The organism is Streptomyces sp. SPB162, from assembly GCF_029504575.1.
Classification (GTDB): domain Bacteria; phylum Actinomycetota; class Actinomycetes; order Streptomycetales; family Streptomycetaceae; genus Actinacidiphila.
In genome coordinates this window covers 1,126,978-1,142,285 of the sequence record NZ_JAQFII010000001.1, presented here as the reverse complement: position 1 = coordinate 1,142,285, position 15,308 = coordinate 1,126,978, and the positions used below count along the sequence as shown (strand labels likewise).

Sequence of the window (15,308 nt, the reverse complement as noted above, 5' to 3'; positions counted from 1 at the left end):
CTACGTGCTTCCGGGCGGGGGAGGGGAGGGCCAGCTGGCTGCGGCCGTGCCTGGGCGGCTCCTGCCGCGAGGGGCTCGGGGCTGTCGGCGCCGGTCGTCTGGCGGATGACGACGCCCGGGCCGAGCGTCGACAGACTGCGCCCGCTGTGGGTGCGGAGCACCGGCTTCGTATCGGCGAGCGACGGTGAACGCGGCGACGAGGTGTGGCGGGGCTTGGGCGCCGAAGCGGGCCTGCCAGACCATCCGGTGCGTGCCGAGGGTGACCGGGGTTGTAAGGCGCGTCAGTGGCTGGGGCCGGATCGGTGAGGGCGTCGGTGACTGCGGCGATCAGCTCGACCGGGGGCGGGCTCCGAAGCTCGCGTACCAGGCGGGCCGGTTCGGCTCGGCGGCCTCGGCGGCGTGGTGGAGGGTCCACCACTGGTCGTCGGGGGCGGGCTCGAGGCGCAGGAGGGCCTTCTGGTCGGGGCTGGAGAGCAGGACGCGCGGCATCAGGGGGCCCGCCGTAACTCCATCCGCAGGCACGGTGGAGGGGGACGGTGATCCAGGCGGGGGCGCAGGCGAGGTGGCCCGGGGTGATGAAGTCGACCTCGACGGTCTCGGGAGTCGGGGGCGTGGTCACTTCCGTGCGGCGGCTCGCCGGGTGGGTGCGAGGGCCGGTGTGGGGGCCAAGGGTGAAGGGGCGTTGAGGGATGCGGTGTTGACTTCCCGGAGCGCTTTGCCGTGGGTGGCCCAGTCGTCGAGGTAGCTCCATGATTCGGCGTGATGTTCGGCGAGGGCGTCGTCGAATTCGGCGGTGCCGGGCTTTGCGGTGGCGGGGAGGGCGTCGCGGGTGAGTAGCCATTGCTCGTTTAGTTCGTCGAGCCGGTCGAGGGCCGTGTGCAGGACGCCCAGTTGGTAGACCCAGCGGCTCTGGACCGTGTTCTCCGGCAGTTGGGCCAGCTGTGTCTCGGTCGTCGCCAGCAGGTGCCGGGCGCCGTAGCGGAGCGTCTCGAACGCCTCGGCGGTGTCCGTGTCGCGCTGGCTCTTGCGCATGCCGTAGGCGTGGACGTCGTAGGGCCAGCCGTCGAGGTCGGTGTGCTCGTCGGAGTACGCGTCCCAGGCGTCGAGAATCTTCTGGCTGTCCCGCACGTAGTGGTCGAGGTGCCGCAGGAAGTCGCGGTGTGCGTGGTGGTCTTTGGACATGAGGAGGGGTCCTGTCGGTTCAGCGGCGAGCGGCCGGCTGCGCGGTGCTGGCGTGCGCCGGGGCTGTCGCGGGTTTCGTCTGCTGGCTGCCGGCGGAGTGTGTCCGGGCGCGGAGGTGTTTGATGCGCGTGGCGTGGGCGTCGACCACCTGCTGCGGGCGCAGCGCGCTGGGCTCCTGTACGGCGCTGCAGTGGCCGGTGCGCTCGAACATGCCACGCTGGAGCGGGCTGCGGTCGGTCAGCGCAGTGAGGAACGCGCTGACCAGGTGAGCGGGGGTGTTCTCGTCGAGGTAGGCGTGCCAGATACGCGGGCCGGGAAACTCCCCGTGGCCGGGCTCGTGGGTGTCGATGTGCCAGGACAACCGGTCGTGGAATTCGCTCGATGGCTGGAGTTCGATGTGACACATGGAGTCCGGCGAGCGCGCGCCGTCCGGCTTGTGGTGCCATCCTGCCGAGGTCACGTGCTGCCACGGGTCCGGTCGCTGCGGCGGTGGGGCGACGAGGGCGTCGGTGACGGCGGCGAGGACCTCGGCGGGCACGAGTCCGCCGAACTCGGCGTACCAGCCGGGATCGGTGCCGACGGGCTCCGCCCGAAGCCGCCACCACGCCGAGGTGTGGGACTGCGGGGCGAGCTGGAGCCGGTGGCGAAGGTCAGGGCTTGCCATGATGATCTCGGCGCTCAGGGGATCGGAGACGGCGTTCCATCCGGCGGCGGCCAGACCGTGGGTGACGTGGCGAGCGTCTCCGGGGCCGGCGAGGTGGCGGGGGCTGGTGTCGTACGGGATCTGCGCGGCGTGCTCGTCGGCGAAGGCGGCGAGCTGCCGTTCGCTCAGCGGCATCAGCAGCACCCCTGCTCGCTCCTCGGCGAACTGCCGTACAGATCGCGGAGATCGTCCAGCACGTAGTGGAGGGTGTGCTGGTCGGCCAGTTCCCACGCAGTCGTACGCAGCTCGGTGATGAGACGGTCGCCCTGCGCCGTGCGTGGCGTGTCCGGGTTCTCCTGTACGGCGCGGGCGAGAGCGCGGAGCGTGTCGGCGAACTGGACGGGCAGGCCCGTGTACTCGTCGAGGAGGGGCTCGACGAGGGCAAGGGCTTCTGCGGGGTCGGGGTTCTCGCGCAGGTAGTCGGTGAGGTCCGCCAGCGTTTCGGGCAGGGTACGGATGGTGTCCGAGGTGAGTGCGGGCATCGGGCTCCTCGGGACGGGACTTTTGCGGTCAGCGGTGGGTGCGTGCGCCGCCGGCCGGGGTGTAGGGACGGGCGGCGGTGGGCGGCCGGGTGCTTCGGGCGCTGTTGCGGGCCCAGGTGGCGGCGCGGGCGGCCGTGATCCGGGCCTGCTGCCACGCACTGAGCTGGGAGGGCTTGACGGAGACCGACCAGGTACGGATCTGCGCGCTGTGCGGCACGCGTCCGCGCGGGCGCATCACGGGGTCCGGGCTGGCGAGTTCGGCGGAGAAGGCTTGCACCAGGTGCATCGGGGTGTTCGGCGTGAAGTTGGCCGTCCAGCCGTTGCCCTGCTTGTCCTGCGCTCCGGTCCACCACATCAGCGCCCCGTCGGGGCTCTGCCGGTACTGCATCCACGCGGTGCCGTCGGGGCTCGTCGCCATGTAGTCCTGGCCCTCAAAGCGCGTGTGCCAGTTCTGCTCCTGCAACGGGGCCCAGACGTTTGGGGCGTGAGCGGAGCGGGGGCGGGTGAGGGCGTCGGTCAGGCCGGCGACGATCTCCACCGGCGTTTGCCGGCCCAGGTGGGCGGTCCACTCGCCGTTCGTTCCGCCTCCTCTGCCGTGGATGGTCCACCCGCCCGGCAGGACATAGGGGTCGTAGGTGATGCGGACGGTGCGATCCGGGCTCTGCATGAGCAGGGGGCCGCCCGTCTTGGACCTGTCCCGCCAGCCGGAGGCGCGCAGGAACTCCGAGACGTGCCGGACGCCGCCGCCGCCGGCCAGGGCGCGGGGCTGGATGAGGTAGTGCTGCTCGGCCTGCTCGCCGGGTTCCCAGCCCTGCCACTGCTTCTTCTTCACCGGCGGCGCCGGACGACGAGCGGTGCGGGTGCCGGAGGCTTCGCCGCCGTAGCGGTGGGCTGGGCGCCGACGCGCTGGAAGGTGTCTTTGTGTTCGTCCAGGTCGAGGGCGATGTCGACGAGTTCGTTCGAGGCACGGCCCAGAGCGAGCCACACCTCCGCAGGGAGCGCTCCTCGTTCTGCCTGGTCCTTGGCGAACACGCTGCCGGTGGCGACGAGGTGGGTGACGCCGCCGAACACTCCGCTCTCCGGGGCGAGCACGTGGGCGATGACCTGAGCGGCCTGGGGCGGGGGAAGCCGAGAGAGGTGGTCGGCGAGTTGGCCAAGCTGGCGGGTGATCTCGTCAGCCAGTCTCACCGCGTAGGGGGTGGGGTGGGACATGGTTCTCCGGGGCGGTGGACGGTCAGTGGTGGTGGCGGTGCTCGACGCGCTGTGTCTCGGCAAGGGCGGCCTCCGGGCGGGCGCCGGCCAGCGCGGAGGTGTGGTTGGGCCCGGTCGGAATGCAGGCGCGCAGATAGCGGCGGAAGAGGGCCGTGGCGAGTCGGGGCTTGAGCCGGTTACTGATCGGTGGGGGTGTGCGGGTTGCTACGGATCTCTCCGAGTCTCGGGGGGTGAGGTGGGCGGTCCCGGCGCGGTGCCGGGACCGCCCACGCCCCTTACGGGGTGCGGTGGGCCGGGGTTGCAGTCGGGGGGGGGGCGGAGCCGAACCGGTGCCTGTGGCCGCGCGTAAGGGCGGCCCGCTCGGGTGCGCAGGTCCTGCACGGCCCTCGGGTTCCGTCTGCTTCACCGAGACCGGGTGGCCGGCGTGCGGGGATTTGCCGGGACGGGCGGCACGGGAGGGGCGGCGGCGGTGGGCGCGGTCCGGCCTGCGGGATGCTGCAGAGCGGTGCCGATGCCGAGCGCGTCGAGGCGCGGGCCGATCTCGCGCAAGGCGCGGGCTTGGGCCTGGGTGTCGTCGCCACTCAGACGGTAGATGCCACTCTGCGGGTCCTGGACGAAGTCGTGGGCCAAGAGGCCAGCGCCTGCGCGGTCGTCGGCGGAAGCGGTGGCGATGCTGCCGTCCGGCTGCCAGATCAGGACCACCCGGTCCGGCTGGGAGGGCTGGGTGCCGCCGAGGGCGTTGTGGCGGACCTGGGCGAGGGTGCTGTCGTAGCGGGCGAGCAGGTCGCCGGCGACCTGCTCGGCACAAAGGAATGGGTCATCGGCCAGGGCGATGCCGTTGGGCTCGGGAACGGCGTGGTAGGCCTCGTCGGGCAGGGCCCGCGGGGCGATGGCGGCGATGAGGAAGCCGTCGCGCCCGTCGTGCCGGTCCAGAAGGACGAGCTGCGCACCGTCCTGTCGACTCAGGACGGCTGCCTGCTGCAGGGGGTGCTCGGCGAGGGAGGCGGCGATCAAGTCCAGGTCCCAGATCCGGTCGGCGAGTTCGGCGAGGTCGTCCTTCTCATCCGGCTGCAGGTGGGAGCTGGTCCAGGTGCCGGGGAGTCCGCCGACGAGCACGTCGGCGTAGGAGGCGAGGCGCTCGGAGGTGTCGTGGTCGTGCATGGTGTCCTTGGGCGAGGTGGGAGTCAGCGTCGCAGTCCGGCAGCCATCGGGGGCGGCGTTGCCGGGAGGATGCGCGGCGGTGGCGGTCAGGCGCACACGGCGGAGCGCCCTTGCTCGGTTGGCGGGACTTCCCCGGTGCAGGTGCTGCGGCCGGGGTGCGGAGCATGCCGGTCGGCGAGCTGGTTGCGGGTCCCGGAGAGGTCGGTACGGATGACGCGAAGGTGCTCGTCAGCGAGGCAGCGCAGCCGCCGGGCGATGTAAGGGTCGGCCGTCTGGCCGAGTCCGTCGTGGAAGTCGGCGGTGGCGGTGAGGACTTCCTCGAGCGCGGTGAGGACGCCGTCGTGGGCGGCGATCAGCTCGGTCAGCGCGTCGGCTGCCTCGTCCGTGGTGATGGCCTCGCGAATCCGCTCGGCGACGTGGGTGACGGAGGAGCCCAGCGGCAGGTAGCTGGCCGGACGCGAGTCGGTGTTGTAGTCCGCGTCGCAGTCGACGTGGTAACCGGCCGCTCGCAGGCGGGCGACGGCGTCGGTGGCGAGACGGGACTCCTCGTCCTCCGCGAAGCAGGTGGGGGCGCGGTGGTAGGTCTCGTGGACGCGGACGACGGCGACGAAGCCCGCGCGCTGGAGGATGCCGTGCGCCTCGGAGTCGCCGCCGCGGGCGAGGAGTTCGTCGGAGTTAGGGTCGTGGCGGATGTCCAGGAAGGGGGTCGGTGCGGGGCAGGGAGGCGTTTCTCCTACGGCGATCGTTGGGCGTTGTGCCGGACGGCGGCCGGGGCCGGGACGGCCCGGGGCTGGCCCAGGCGGGTTGCGGTGGTGTCCAGGTTCTGCTGGATGGCGTAGAGGCGGCGGGCGATCAGCTCCAGGCGGTGCGACGTATCGGCGCTGGCTGCCCCCGGCTGGCGGGCGATCTGGTGCGAAGTGTGCTCGACGAGTCCGCGCACTGCGGCTAGAGGGCCAGCCTGTTCGTCGGCGAGCTGCGTGAGGATGGTCGCGAGCTGGGCCGACGCCGCGGGCGCCGCGCGGACGGCGGCCCGCGAAGGGGGCGGATCGGACAGGGATCAGGTGGAGGTCCTCTCCGCTCGCGAACGCGGGGGATTACCGGCTGCTCCGGATGTCGGCGATGTGCACGAGCTGGCCCAGGGCGGTGGTGGTGTACCAGCCGCAGTCGATCAGCTCGTCGCAGTCGGCGAACCGCGCGAGGAGGGTGTCCTCCATGGCCCGGAGATAGATCAGGCAGTCCGGGCAGCGGCGTGAGAGGTGCACAAGGTAGCGAGGGTGAGCGGTGACGTAGGACTGGTCGCCGCCGGTCGCATCACGCAGCCGCCACCCGTCCTCGTCGGTCGGAGTGTGCCAGGACGGGGCGACGACGCGCATCGCGTCGCCCCACAGTTCTCCGCCGGCCACCCCCTTCAGGACGACGACGGTGTCACCGGCCTGGAAGTGGGCGTGGGTGATGTCCCGGTCCGGGGTGAGCGCGTCGGGCATCGGTGCGAACGCTGAGGTGGGCGGGGGCTTGGACATGAGTTCCTTCCGCGCGCTTGCTGGCGGGGTGGGAGCATCAATAGTCCGGAGGAACGCCGGTTTGGCTAACCGGCGTTCTCCGCCTATGTTGCCCGGCCGTCAGCGGAACGGGTTCTCCGTCCCGCGGTCCGTCTCACTCGCCGCGTCGAGGAGTTCGAGCAGGTCAGTGCCTTCGGCGTCGCGCTGGTCGATCCACCATCCGGCATGAGTGATGGAGCGGGCCTTGTCCTCCAGCTCCGCCCAGTCCGCCTCGTCCCAAGTGCCCTCGATGACGAACGCGATGTGCGCGGCGGTCATCAGCTGGTGGCGGGAGCGCTCGCCCCAATCCAGGGCCTTCACCGGGCCCTCCAACTGCGGCATGTCGAACTGCTTCGCCCACGCGACGGCTGCCTCCTGCTCCTCAGCCCGCTTGGTCGAGAGCCACTCCTCCTTGGACTCCGAGTCGGCGTCGCGCGCCGCCTTCCAACAGTCCGTGCAGTCCTTCGACGCGAGCCAGCGGGCGAATCCTGCCCGCTTGTCGGCAGGGCGATTGGCCAGGTCATGATCCACTCGGTGGGAGCAGGTGTGCTCCACGGTCCAGTGCGTACGCACGGCCATAAGTCGGTCTCCTCAAAGGGGTTAGTAGGTGGGGGGTTGCGCCCTGATCGGGGCGTCTTGTGCCGGCCTTGGAGTGGGCGGCGGTGCTGCCGTGCGGCAGCTGTCCGGTTTGACGGAGTGTCGGTGCGCGGCTGCTCGGCAAGGCGTCCGGCCAGGGCGGTACCCGGGGACTGTCCGACGCCGGTCGGGAGGAGCAGCCACGCGTACCGCCCCGCTGGTCGGGCCCACCGGGGCGAGGGCATCGGTGGTCACGTAGGCGCAAGCGACCACGACGGTCAGGAACGCATCGGGCACGGCGACCGCGGCGATGGCGGCGAAGGGCGCGGGCAGGGTTGCGAGCAGGAGCCACCCGGCGAGGAACGCGGCGCTGGCGGTGATCAGTCGGTCGGCGGTGGTCAGACTCCAGGGGCATCATTGCCGCCGCTTCTCCACCGGCAGCTTCCTGGGTGGACTCGTCTACGGGCGCCGCACGCGAGCGCGACCACGCTGGTGCCGGCCAGGCCGAGGACGGCGGTGACGGTGAGCGCGACGGTGGGGCTGTATGCGGAGGCGAGGACGGCGACGAGCAGGGGGCCGACGATGTAGCGCAGGCTCTGCGTGCCGGTGCCGGTGCCGGTGCCGGTGCCGGTGCCGGCGTCGAGGGCGAGCGCGACGTGCCGAAGGCGGGGTCGGGCAGCTGTGGCAAGGATTTTTAGGTGGCACAAAACAGGAATAGTTGGCGCAAAATCGGTGCTTTTTCTCAGAGATGACGGCGCATCATCTCAAGACACGTGGCCCGGGCAGCGTTCGACCGGTCACGGGGATTCGGCACGCCGAGATTCATGCCGCCGTCGCTGGTGATGGGTGGCTGCTGCCAGGCCAGACTCATCTGGGCCCCTGCTTCCGCCCGGGCCGTGGCCACGAGGGTCGCGTAGGGGCCCGCGACCTCCGATGCCTCGATCTGCAGCCACGCCTGGTGGAAGGCCATCCGAGCCAGTAGCCCGCTGACCTCGTCGGTGAGCTGCTGCCGTACGGCGGAGGAGGACTTGGGACGACGCCGTATGCGGTACGGCATCTCCAAGTACTCCTCGACCGCCGTCAGCGCCTCCGCGAAGGTCTTCGCTCGGCGCTCCTTGCGTACGGCCCGTTGATTGAGGGCGTACGTCAGGAAGGCGCCGAAGAAGGCGATGCAAGGGACGATCAGTGCGGCGGTCTGCCCCCAGGTCCAGCCGCCGTCCGCCGCTTGTGCCGCCGTGATGACTGCCACGCACCACTTCCCGGATTGCCGTGAGGAGCATCCTCCACCAGCCACTGGCCGCCGTGCTCACCGCCGGTGAGCCGCCAGTAGTGTTCGAGGAACAAGTGTGTGCGGACTAACTCGATGAGGTCCAGCAGCCCTTTCGAACTCGTCCAACGTCGTTCTGCTGGGTCGAGCGGGTACCAGAGGCACAGGGCGTCGTCGTCCTTGTATCGGTGCTTCGACGGGACTCCCGGCTTGGCGTGGACGCGAGGGAAGTCCTCGGGCCGCTGGCCGTAGGTGGGATAGGGCGGGTCCGCGTGGAAGCGGATCCGGACGGCGATGGGGCCGGGCTCGCCTATGACGTCGAGTCCGGTGAGGTCGTACGTCAACGACCCGCGGTCGTATGTGTGTTGTAGTGCGTCGCCGAAGTGTCGCCGGGCGTCTCGTTCGAACGGGGCCCACCATGCCGGCTGAGCCCCGTACCAGAGGGGCATAATGTTATTCTCCCCAGGCCCGGGGCCTGGTCGGCGCGGTGATCCGGGTGACGAGGCCCAGTCCTGATGCGGCCGCACCGCCCGCGAGGACGATCTGTGCGAGGCGGCTGGCCTCCTCCTGTGTGCCGTCCGCGTCCGGTACGAGTTCCGGAAGGACCTGGTGCAGCGCGTGCTGAGCACTGAGCGGCCGCCCGGCCTTCTCGTGCTCGATGGCCAGGGCGATGTAGTCCCGGGCGGTGCAGAGCCGCTTGTGCACGTCGACGCGCGGCATGTTGAGCGGGATCGGGCCGGCCACACCGGCCGGGTCGGGCGTCGCGCCCTTGTCGGTCTCGTCCGCCGCGTACGTGAAGAACACCTGCAGCGCATTGATCAGAGGCATGGGCTCGTCGAGGCAGCCGAGGCAGAGGGCCTTGATGTTCCAGCTGCACACCGGCTTGCTGTGCGTGCAGTTCCAGTGCTTCAGCAGCCGCACGGCACGGGCGAAGACGACCTTCGTGTCCTCGATGGCCTGGAGCACCATCCGCGTGTGGGTGATTGGGTCGGCGCGGTCCCACTGGTCCGCGATCTTCGTGTTGGGGATGTACAGCCCGCGGCACGAGGGGTGCGGGAGCGCGGTCATCACGTCCGCGGTGAAATCGTCCTGTCCCGGGGTGACCGGGTCGCCGAAGCGTACGAGCACGGCACGGCGGCGGCCCTCGACCTCAATGGTGAGCTTGTCGAACTCGTCGTCGAGGTCCTCGTGAATCACCTCACGGACCTTCTCCATGAGGTCCAGGGCGCTCTTCTTGCCGGGACCGTACGGCTCGGCGTCCTTCTTCGTGAGGACGACGCCCAAGTCGACGTCCGTCAGGGGGCTGTTGGCGTCGCCGTGCGCAACGCTCCCGTTGTAGTAAGTGGTGGAGCTGGGGAAAGCCCGGCGCGCGGACGCGGCCAGGAGCTGGCGGCGACGCTTTGCCTCGGCGAGCTCTTCGTCGGTCACCTGGATCTTGCGTCGCCCCTCGTCGAGGAGCTGCGCAAGGGTCTCTTTGCGAACCATCGGTACCTCCTTGCCGCTGGTGGGGGGGGACGAGGTATCCGTCCCCCCACCAGCACGAGACGTCCTACTTCTCGCGACGCACACCCTTGAAAGGTGCGCCGTCTGCCTTCCCGTCCATGAAGCGGCCGTTCTCGCCGCGCTTCGTCCACGCCCCGGTGCGGGGATTGTGGACCTGGCTCCGTCGGGAGACGCTGCCGCGACGGAAGCCCTTGCCGGAGTTCGTAGCCATGGAGCCACAACCATTCATCTCTCGAGCAACCTGATTGCAAGATCGATACTGGTACCGATCTTGCAATCGGAAGGGTAGGGCCTTCGATTCGACTTTCGCAACTGGTACCTGATGTGTAAGCATGCGGGCGAGAGGAGGAGATCGTGAGCGAGCGAAGTGCAGCAGGCCGTTTTGACGCGGCTGCGTTCCATGCAGCCTTGGATCGCACGCGTCAGGAGCGAGGTCTTCTCTGGAAGGACGTAGCCCGGGCAGCCGGTGTCAGTGCCTCGACGCTGACGCGGTTGGCCCAGGGGCGCAGACCTGACGTGGACGGACTCGCGGCCCTGGTCACCTGGGCCAATCTGAGTGCGGATGACTTTGTTCGCCGGGCCGACGCACCACGCAACCAGGACACGTTGACAAAGGTGGTCACGCACCTGCGGGGCGACCGCAACCTCACGCCTGAGGCTGCGGAAGCCCTCGAGGCTCTGATCACTGTTGCCTACAAGCAGTTGGTGGCTGATCAGCCGGAGTAGGGGAGCTCCCATGTCGTTGCGTCACGGCTTCAAGGCTGAGGCCAATCGCTTGGCGGTGCGGATGCGGAAGGAGTTGGGGCTGCACCCCGCCGCACCTCTTGCGCCAGCGCAGCTGGCTGAACACTTGGCGATCCCGGTCAAGACCTTCAGCTCGGCGATAGCCCATGACGCCCGCATCGAGTGCCTCCTCACGACCGAGCGGGAGTCCTTGAGCGCCCTGACGGTACACGCAGGGTCACGACGCGAGATCTGGGTGAACGATTCCCACGACCCGGGGCGGCAGAACAGCTCGGCCGATCATGAAATCGCCCATGCGCTCTTGATGCATCCGCCCGGCCCGGCGCTGAACGCTCTCGGTTGTAGGCACTGGGACGGCGAGATCGAGGAGGAAGCGGATTGGCTGGCGGGAAATCTCCTGATCACCAACGAGGCTGCCTGGTCCATTGCGAGGAAAGGGCTCAATCCTGAGGAGGCGATGCTCGCGTACGGGGTCAGCAAGAGCATGCTCACGTGGCGCATGAACATGAGCGGTGCGAACGCCCGTCGTGGTCGATCGGCTAGCTGAACGTCCCTTCTTCCCTGGAATTCTGACCGTCCGGCCGAGCAACTGGGCGCCAAGGCGATCCGCACCAGCTAACGCGGAGGCCTGTGCGAGCGGGGTCGGCAGACGGTCGGGCGATGTACCGGCGAGCGCGATCATGGCCTCCCACGACACGGACTGCCGGGTGAGGCTGGCGTGCATGGCGGCCAGGTAGTCCAGCCGGTCTTCGCGCAGGCGGCTGGCGATGACGACGGTGGTCAGGGGCGTCGTGTGCGGGGGCAGGGAAGGCTCCCTGAAGGCGAGGTGGAACTAGCGGCGGGTGGTGGGCCGCAGGTGCCGGCCTTCACCGGGGCTGCGGCAGGTGCGCTCAGGGACCGCCTTCCGCGGGATGCCCGAATGGCGGGCGGGGAGTCGAGGGAGGACCCCGGGAGCAGTCCGAGCAGGGCGAGGCGGTGGTCGATCGCGTCGATCAGGGGTGGGGTACTGCCGCCGTGGCGGGTTTCAGGCCGCTGGCGAGCGCCGGGGGCGGAGTCGTAGAGGACCTCGAACAGGGTCTGGTCGTCCGGGTGCTCGCGAGTCGCGATCCAGCCCTCGTGGGGCGAGGCATGGTCGATGACCATGCGGTTTGTGAGGGGTGCCCGTCGGTCGGGTTGGCAGACCGGGGCAGGGTACTTCATCACGTTGAGCGCGTAATTGAGCTGGAGCACCTCGTCGCTCGGTCTCAGGTCGCGTTTGGAAGTCAGGCTTCACGGGCCTCTTGATCCTCCGTGCATACGGGCGTCGGTGTCGAAGAGCGCCAGTTCGTGGCTGTGCAGGAGGTGCTGCACAATGAAGCTCCGACCTACGACTTTCCACAAACCGCGCCCTCGGTTGAGGTGCGCGACGGCGTCCATCTCGACGGAGGTCAGGCCGAGCAGGGAGGCCGCGGCGTGGAGTTGGTCGGTCTCCTGGCGGTAGATGATCCGGGTGCTGCAGTCGGCGAGGAGTCCCTCGGCCAGGGCCCGGCCTTGTGATCCGGCGTCACCCGCGGTGAGCAAGTCGCTGAGCCGGTGGATCACCATGAGGTTGGCGATGCCGAGCCCACGGGAGAGCTTCCACTGGGCTTGCATCCGCTGGAGCAGGCCGACGTGTCGCATCAGCCTCCATGCCTCGTCGTACACGATCCAGCGCCGGCCGCCGTTCGGGTCGGAGAGGGCGGATTCCATCCAGGCGCTCGCGCAGGTCATGGCGAGGACGAGGGCGGTGTCGTCCCCGGAGCCGCCGAGGCGGGACAGGTCGATGGTGAGCATCGGCGCGCTCGGGTCGAAGGCGACGGTGGAGGGGGCGTCGAACATGCCGGCCAGGTCACCGTGGACCAGGCGCCGCATCGCGTGGGCCAGGTCGCGGGCGGCGTCGCCGAGTTGGCCCGACATCATTCCGGCGGCCTCGTCGAGCGCGTGGGGGTTGTTGAGGGCGACGGCGACGTCGCCGAGAAGCGGGGGGCGGTGCGTGTCGGCGGCGCGGGTGACGACGGCGTCGAGGGCGATGTCCAGCACGGTGTGCTCCATGGGCATCAGGTCCCGGCCCAGGACGGTGCGGGCAAGGGAGCCGAGCAGGAGCAGGCGCCGCTTGCGGATCTCGCCGACCCAGTCGGCCTCGGGCATGCTCTCCGGGCGCGGCGCCGCGTCAAGGGGGTTCAGGCGTCCGGGCAGTCCGGGACCGAGGGCGACGGACCGACCGCCGAGGGCCTCGGCGACCGGCGTCCACTCGCCTTTCGGGTCGCACGGTACGTAGACGCGGTATCCGAAGGCGACCGACCGTAGCGCGAAGGACTTCGCGAGGGCGCTCTTACCCTGGCCGATCACGCCGGCGAGCAGCAGGTTCGGGTTGGTGAATCCCTCGACCTTGCCGTACAGAGCGAACGGGTCGAAGACGAACGACGCTTCTGCGTGGACGTCGCGGCCGATGTAGATGCCCTCGGCGCCCAGGCCGCCTTCGGCAAGGAAGGGATAGGCACCGGCCGCGACCGCGGTGGTCATGCGGTGGGCGGCCAGCCGCAGCCGATTCCCGCGCGCGGAGGCGGGCCCGGGGCGTCCGCCCGCTGGGTAGAGCGAGGCGGGCATCTGGTGCATGGCGGGCGCGCTGTCGCTCTGGTGGGCGCCTGCTTCGGCGCGGGCTTTGGCGGTGGCCTCAGCGAGCTGACGGCGGGCGGCCTTGCGGCTGGCGCGGTCGGCGCCGTGGGGGGTGAACAGCGGGCTGGCGGACGCGCGGCGTGCGCGACTGGCGGGCCGGTGGCTCATCTGGGGCCCTCGATTCTGCGGGTGGTGCTCATCGCACGCAGGCCGTGCTACGCGGGTGGAGGTCGGTGGGGGTGGTCTTGCGGCGGACGACGTGGCCGGCGGCCAGGTGACGCTGGCAGATCGTCAGCACAGGCGGGCCCTCGGGGAGCCGCTCTCGTTGGCAGGCGCTTGTCTCAGCGTCGGCCTGAGGTGTGCCGGGCAGCAGGTGGAAGGCGGCGTGGACTTCGCTGGTGGCCTGCCAGAGCCTGGTGTGGGCGGTGGCCAGGTGACGTCCGGCGGCCGGGTGCGGGGGCCGGGTGTTGTCGGCGAGCCGGTCCAGAAGCTGGAGCAGAGCGGTGAGGTGGGCGTGCAGCACGTCAAGGTGCAGACGATCTCCGGGCTTGGGCGTGTCCGCGTCCGACGGTGCCAAGGTCCGTGTGTGGTGGCGGATGCCGGCGCTCGCGGCGCGGAGGTAGGGGTGCGCGTCGTCGGGGCGCGTAGGAGAGGTCAAAGGTGGTGGTCCTTCCTGCCGGTAGCCAGGGCAGTGCGGGGGTGTCCTGTCGGTCGCGGGTGAACCGGCGTGCGGTGGGTCAGGGCGCACACGGGCACACGGCTGGTTCACAGGGCGGTGCGGGCGAGCGGGAGCGCGGTGAGGCCGAAGGCGTCCGGCTGCTGGTAGTTGAGCCGACGAAGGTCGACGCCGGAGGTGACGGCGTGGGTCTCGATCTGTGCGCAGGCGGCGTCCAGGAGGGCGTCGGTCTCGGCGGTGACGGTGACCAGGCCGGTCAGTGCTACATCCGCGTGTCCGGCGATGAGCTGGCGTTCGCGGGTTTTGACGTCGGCGTACTCGACGGAGTCCTCTTCGGAATCGACCTGTCCGCGGCGTGCGCGCTCGTTGGCGTCGGCGATGATCGCGGCCTTCTTGCGCTGGACGTCCCGCAGTGCGGACTCGAGCCCCTGCGGCACGTAGATAAGGGAGAGGCTGCGGCGCACGCCGGCCGTGAACATCAGCCCGTGCAGGAACCCGGCTCCCATCTCGGTCCTCGGCCAGTTCTCCACCCAGTACGTCGCGTGCCGCGCGCTGTCGGTGGCGAGGCGGTCGTACTCCTCGAACTGCACGACGGGACCGGCGGCTGCGGGGTCGGCCTCGGCGCGGCCGGTCTCGGACCACTGCTGGAGGGCTGCGAGCGCCTTCGGGTCGTAGGCGGTGCGGATGACGGCGGCGATCTCCCGCGCGCTCAGCCAGCCGGTGACCTGGAGCCCGGCGGTGCGGGCGGCCTGCGCGATGGAGGCGGTGGTCTGCTCCATGACGGTGAACGCACCGGGCAGCCCTCCGCCGGCCTGGTTGATCAGGCGCCGGGCTGCCTTGAGGTCGAGGGAGATGGCGAGGTAGGTCTCGTGCGGGGCGGCGGCGGGGCCGGCCGAAGCGACCAGTTCGGCGTAGATCTGTCCGGCGACGGGGGTCTGGGGCTGCCCGTGGTGGGTCCAGTGGCGGTTGAGGGTGTCACCGCTGTCGGGGACGGTGCGTTCCAGCACCTGGACGGTGGCGACGTGCCCGGTGCGGGCGATGCCCGCGAGCGCGCGTCCCCAGCTGCTCACATTGTGGTTCTGGGTGGCGGGGTCGAGGAGGGCGAAGGCGCGACTGGTGACGCGGGCGATGGCGGTCAGGGTCTGCTGGTGCGGGTCGTGCACAGCCGCGGCGCCGCTGGCGGAGTCGCCAGGGGTGACCACCTTGAGGGAAGCGGCGGTGCCGGGCAGGTGGAGGACGCCGTCCTGCCGGGGCCGGGTGACGGGTCGGGCGAGCCAGAGTGTCTGGCCGGTGCGGTGGCGGTGCGCGTATCGGGTGACGATCGGTGCCCAGTCGATGAGGGAGCGGCCGTGTCGGCGGATGGCGACGAGTGCGCCGGACGTGGCCCACAGCGGTGCCAGGGCGATGACACCGAGCACTCCGGTGGAGATCACCGTCATCAGCAGCAGTGTCAGCGTGCAGGAGACGAGGACGAGTTGGGGCAGGGAGAGGCCGAGGAGAATACCGCGGCGGGACCGGTACGGGAACTTCACCGTGACCGGGGCGACGGAGAGATCAGTCATGGGGCGGGTCCTGGAGGCGCGCTTGGAACCCGGGGACGGGAGGGAGCGTGCAGGTCCCGCCCCCGGGA

General features: G+C 70.4%; 21 protein-coding genes. 3 read left to right on the top strand and 18 right to left on the bottom strand.

Translation table 11 applies throughout. The annotated features are described in order from the left end of the window. The 8 genes from M2266_RS32290 to M2266_RS05260 form a co-directional block, all read right to left on the bottom strand. Entirely contained in the window at nt 1–243 is a 243-nt protein-coding gene (locus M2266_RS32290; protein ID WP_346780870.1) for a hypothetical protein, read from the bottom strand. Nucleotides 244–327: 84 nt separating this feature from the next. Next, nucleotides 328–489, bottom strand: coding sequence for a DUF317 domain-containing protein (locus M2266_RS32285; RefSeq protein WP_346780869.1), 162 nt, complete (start codon nt 487–489; stop codon nt 328–330). 126 nt (nt 490–615) lie between these two features. Further along, on the bottom strand, nt 616–1,182 hold the full coding sequence (locus tag M2266_RS05285; protein WP_277437074.1) for a hypothetical protein: 567 nt from the start codon (nt 1,180–1,182) through the stop codon (nt 616–618). A gap of 19 nt (nt 1,183–1,201) precedes the next feature. Beyond that, nucleotides 1,202–2,020 (bottom strand): DUF317 domain-containing protein, encoded by an 819-nt coding sequence (locus M2266_RS05280; RefSeq protein WP_277441073.1) that lies wholly within the window; start codon nt 2,018–2,020, stop codon nt 1,202–1,204. Beyond that, a complete protein-coding gene (locus M2266_RS05275; RefSeq protein WP_277437073.1) occupies nt 2,020–2,367 on the bottom strand; it encodes a hypothetical protein in 348 nt (115 codons plus the stop codon). The genes M2266_RS05280 and M2266_RS05275 overlap by 1 nt, the downstream gene beginning before the upstream one ends. A gap of 28 nt (nt 2,368–2,395) precedes the next feature. Then, nucleotides 2,396–3,199 carry a DUF317 domain-containing protein gene (locus M2266_RS05270; protein ID WP_277437072.1) on the bottom strand — a complete coding sequence of 268 codons (804 nt, stop codon included), beginning with the start codon at nt 3,197–3,199 and terminating at the stop codon, nt 2,396–2,398. Continuing rightward, nucleotides 3,196–3,579 (bottom strand): hypothetical protein, encoded by a 384-nt coding sequence (locus tag M2266_RS05265; RefSeq protein WP_277437071.1) that lies wholly within the window; start codon nt 3,577–3,579, stop codon nt 3,196–3,198. The genes M2266_RS05270 and M2266_RS05265 overlap by 4 nt, the downstream gene beginning before the upstream one ends. Before the next feature lie 402 nt (nt 3,580–3,981). After that, complete coding sequence (locus M2266_RS05260; RefSeq protein ID WP_277441072.1) at nt 3,982–4,740, bottom strand: hypothetical protein; 759 nt, start codon at nt 4,738–4,740, stop codon at nt 3,982–3,984. 164 nt (nt 4,741–4,904) lie between these two features. On the opposite strand from M2266_RS05260, the gene M2266_RS05255 reads away from it, so the two are divergent. Continuing rightward, nucleotides 4,905–5,579 carry a hypothetical protein gene (locus M2266_RS05255; RefSeq protein WP_277437070.1) on the top strand — a complete coding sequence of 225 codons (675 nt, stop codon included), beginning with the start codon at nt 4,905–4,907 and terminating at the stop codon, nt 5,577–5,579. 255 nt (nt 5,580–5,834) lie between these two features. Here M2266_RS05255 and M2266_RS05245 read toward each other — a convergent pair whose 3' ends face one another. The 7 genes from M2266_RS05245 to M2266_RS05215 form a co-directional block, all read right to left on the bottom strand. After that, nucleotides 5,835–6,260, bottom strand: coding sequence for a hypothetical protein (locus M2266_RS05245; RefSeq protein ID WP_277437069.1), 426 nt, complete (start codon nt 6,258–6,260; stop codon nt 5,835–5,837). Nucleotides 6,261–6,359: 99 nt separating this feature from the next. Beyond that, on the bottom strand, nt 6,360–6,857 hold the full coding sequence (locus tag M2266_RS05240) for a hypothetical protein (RefSeq protein WP_277437068.1): 498 nt from the start codon (nt 6,855–6,857) through the stop codon (nt 6,360–6,362). 395 nt (nt 6,858–7,252) lie between these two features. Then, nucleotides 7,253–7,561 (bottom strand): hypothetical protein, encoded by a 309-nt coding sequence (locus M2266_RS05235; RefSeq protein WP_277437067.1) that lies wholly within the window; start codon nt 7,559–7,561, stop codon nt 7,253–7,255. A gap of 35 nt (nt 7,562–7,596) precedes the next feature. Further along, on the bottom strand, nt 7,597–8,103 hold the full coding sequence (locus M2266_RS05230) for a hypothetical protein (protein WP_277437066.1): 507 nt from the start codon (nt 8,101–8,103) through the stop codon (nt 7,597–7,599). Then, entirely contained in the window at nt 8,037–8,465 is a 429-nt protein-coding gene (locus M2266_RS05225; RefSeq protein ID WP_277437065.1) for a hypothetical protein, read from the bottom strand. Before M2266_RS05225 ends, M2266_RS05230 begins: the two co-directional genes overlap by 67 nt. Nucleotides 8,466–8,574: 109 nt before the next feature. Next, complete coding sequence (locus M2266_RS05220) at nt 8,575–9,606, bottom strand: hypothetical protein (protein WP_277437064.1); 1,032 nt, start codon at nt 9,604–9,606, stop codon at nt 8,575–8,577. Between the two features lie 64 nt (nt 9,607–9,670). Next, nucleotides 9,671–9,835, bottom strand: a complete 165-nt coding sequence (locus M2266_RS05215; RefSeq protein WP_277437063.1) for a hypothetical protein — start codon at nt 9,833–9,835, stop codon at nt 9,671–9,673. Nucleotides 9,836–9,978: 143 nt separating this feature from the next. Here M2266_RS05215 and M2266_RS05210 point away from each other — a divergent pair, with 143 nt between their 5' ends. Then, complete coding sequence (locus M2266_RS05210; protein ID WP_277437062.1) at nt 9,979–10,350, top strand: helix-turn-helix domain-containing protein; 372 nt, start codon at nt 9,979–9,981, stop codon at nt 10,348–10,350. A gap of 10 nt (nt 10,351–10,360) precedes the next feature. Then, a complete protein-coding gene (locus M2266_RS05205) occupies nt 10,361–10,915 on the top strand; it encodes an ImmA/IrrE family metallo-endopeptidase (RefSeq protein ID WP_277437061.1) in 555 nt (184 codons plus the stop codon). A 722-nt stretch (nt 10,916–11,637) separates the two neighbouring features. On the opposite strand, the gene M2266_RS05200 is transcribed toward M2266_RS05205, so the two are convergent. From M2266_RS05200 to M2266_RS05190, 3 genes are all read right to left on the bottom strand, one after another. After that, entirely contained in the window at nt 11,638–13,170 is a 1,533-nt protein-coding gene (locus tag M2266_RS05200; protein WP_277437060.1) for an ATP-binding protein, read from the bottom strand. A 28-nt stretch (nt 13,171–13,198) separates the two neighbouring features. Continuing rightward, entirely contained in the window at nt 13,199–13,660 is a 462-nt protein-coding gene (locus M2266_RS05195; protein WP_277437059.1) for a DUF6238 family protein, read from the bottom strand. A 107-nt stretch (nt 13,661–13,767) separates the two neighbouring features. Further along, entirely contained in the window at nt 13,768–15,240 is a 1,473-nt protein-coding gene (locus tag M2266_RS05190) for an SCO6880 family protein (RefSeq protein ID WP_277437058.1), read from the bottom strand. Between the last annotated feature and the right edge of the window lie 68 nt (nt 15,241–15,308).

Coding starts and splice junctions, on each gene's coding strand:
- M2266_RS32290 (WP_346780870.1), bottom strand. CDS start 243: ATGGTCTGGCAGGCCCGCTTCGGCGCCCAAGCCCCGCCACACCTCGTC.
- M2266_RS05265 (WP_277437071.1), bottom strand. CDS start 3,579: ATGTCCCACCCCACCCCCTACGCGGTGAGACTGGCTGACGAGATCACC.
- M2266_RS05285 (WP_277437074.1), bottom strand. CDS start 1,182: ATGTCCAAAGACCACCACGCACACCGCGACTTCCTGCGGCACCTCGAC.
- M2266_RS05220 (WP_277437064.1), bottom strand. CDS start 9,606: ATGGTTCGCAAAGAGACCCTTGCGCAGCTCCTCGACGAGGGGCGACGC.
- M2266_RS05240 (WP_277437068.1), bottom strand. CDS start 6,857: ATGGCCGTGCGTACGCACTGGACCGTGGAGCACACCTGCTCCCACCGA.
- M2266_RS05245 (WP_277437069.1), bottom strand. CDS start 6,260: ATGTCCAAGCCCCCGCCCACCTCAGCGTTCGCACCGATGCCCGACGCG.
- M2266_RS05190 (WP_277437058.1), bottom strand. CDS start 15,240: ATGACTGATCTCTCCGTCGCCCCGGTCACGGTGAAGTTCCCGTACCGG.
- M2266_RS05205 (WP_277437061.1), top strand. CDS start 10,361: ATGTCGTTGCGTCACGGCTTCAAGGCTGAGGCCAATCGCTTGGCGGTG.
- M2266_RS05280 (WP_277441073.1), bottom strand. CDS start 2,020: ATGCCGCTGAGCGAACGGCAGCTCGCCGCCTTCGCCGACGAGCACGCC.
- M2266_RS05200 (WP_277437060.1), bottom strand. CDS start 13,170: ATGAGCCACCGGCCCGCCAGTCGCGCACGCCGCGCGTCCGCCAGCCCG.
- M2266_RS32285 (WP_346780869.1), bottom strand. CDS start 489: ATGCCGCGCGTCCTGCTCTCCAGCCCCGACCAGAAGGCCCTCCTGCGC.
- M2266_RS05215 (WP_277437063.1), bottom strand. CDS start 9,835: ATGGCTACGAACTCCGGCAAGGGCTTCCGTCGCGGCAGCGTCTCCCGA.
- M2266_RS05255 (WP_277437070.1), top strand. CDS start 4,905: ATGCCGGTCGGCGAGCTGGTTGCGGGTCCCGGAGAGGTCGGTACGGAT.
- M2266_RS05275 (WP_277437073.1), bottom strand. CDS start 2,367: ATGCCCGCACTCACCTCGGACACCATCCGTACCCTGCCCGAAACGCTG.
- M2266_RS05260 (WP_277441072.1), bottom strand. CDS start 4,740: ATGCACGACCACGACACCTCCGAGCGCCTCGCCTCCTACGCCGACGTG.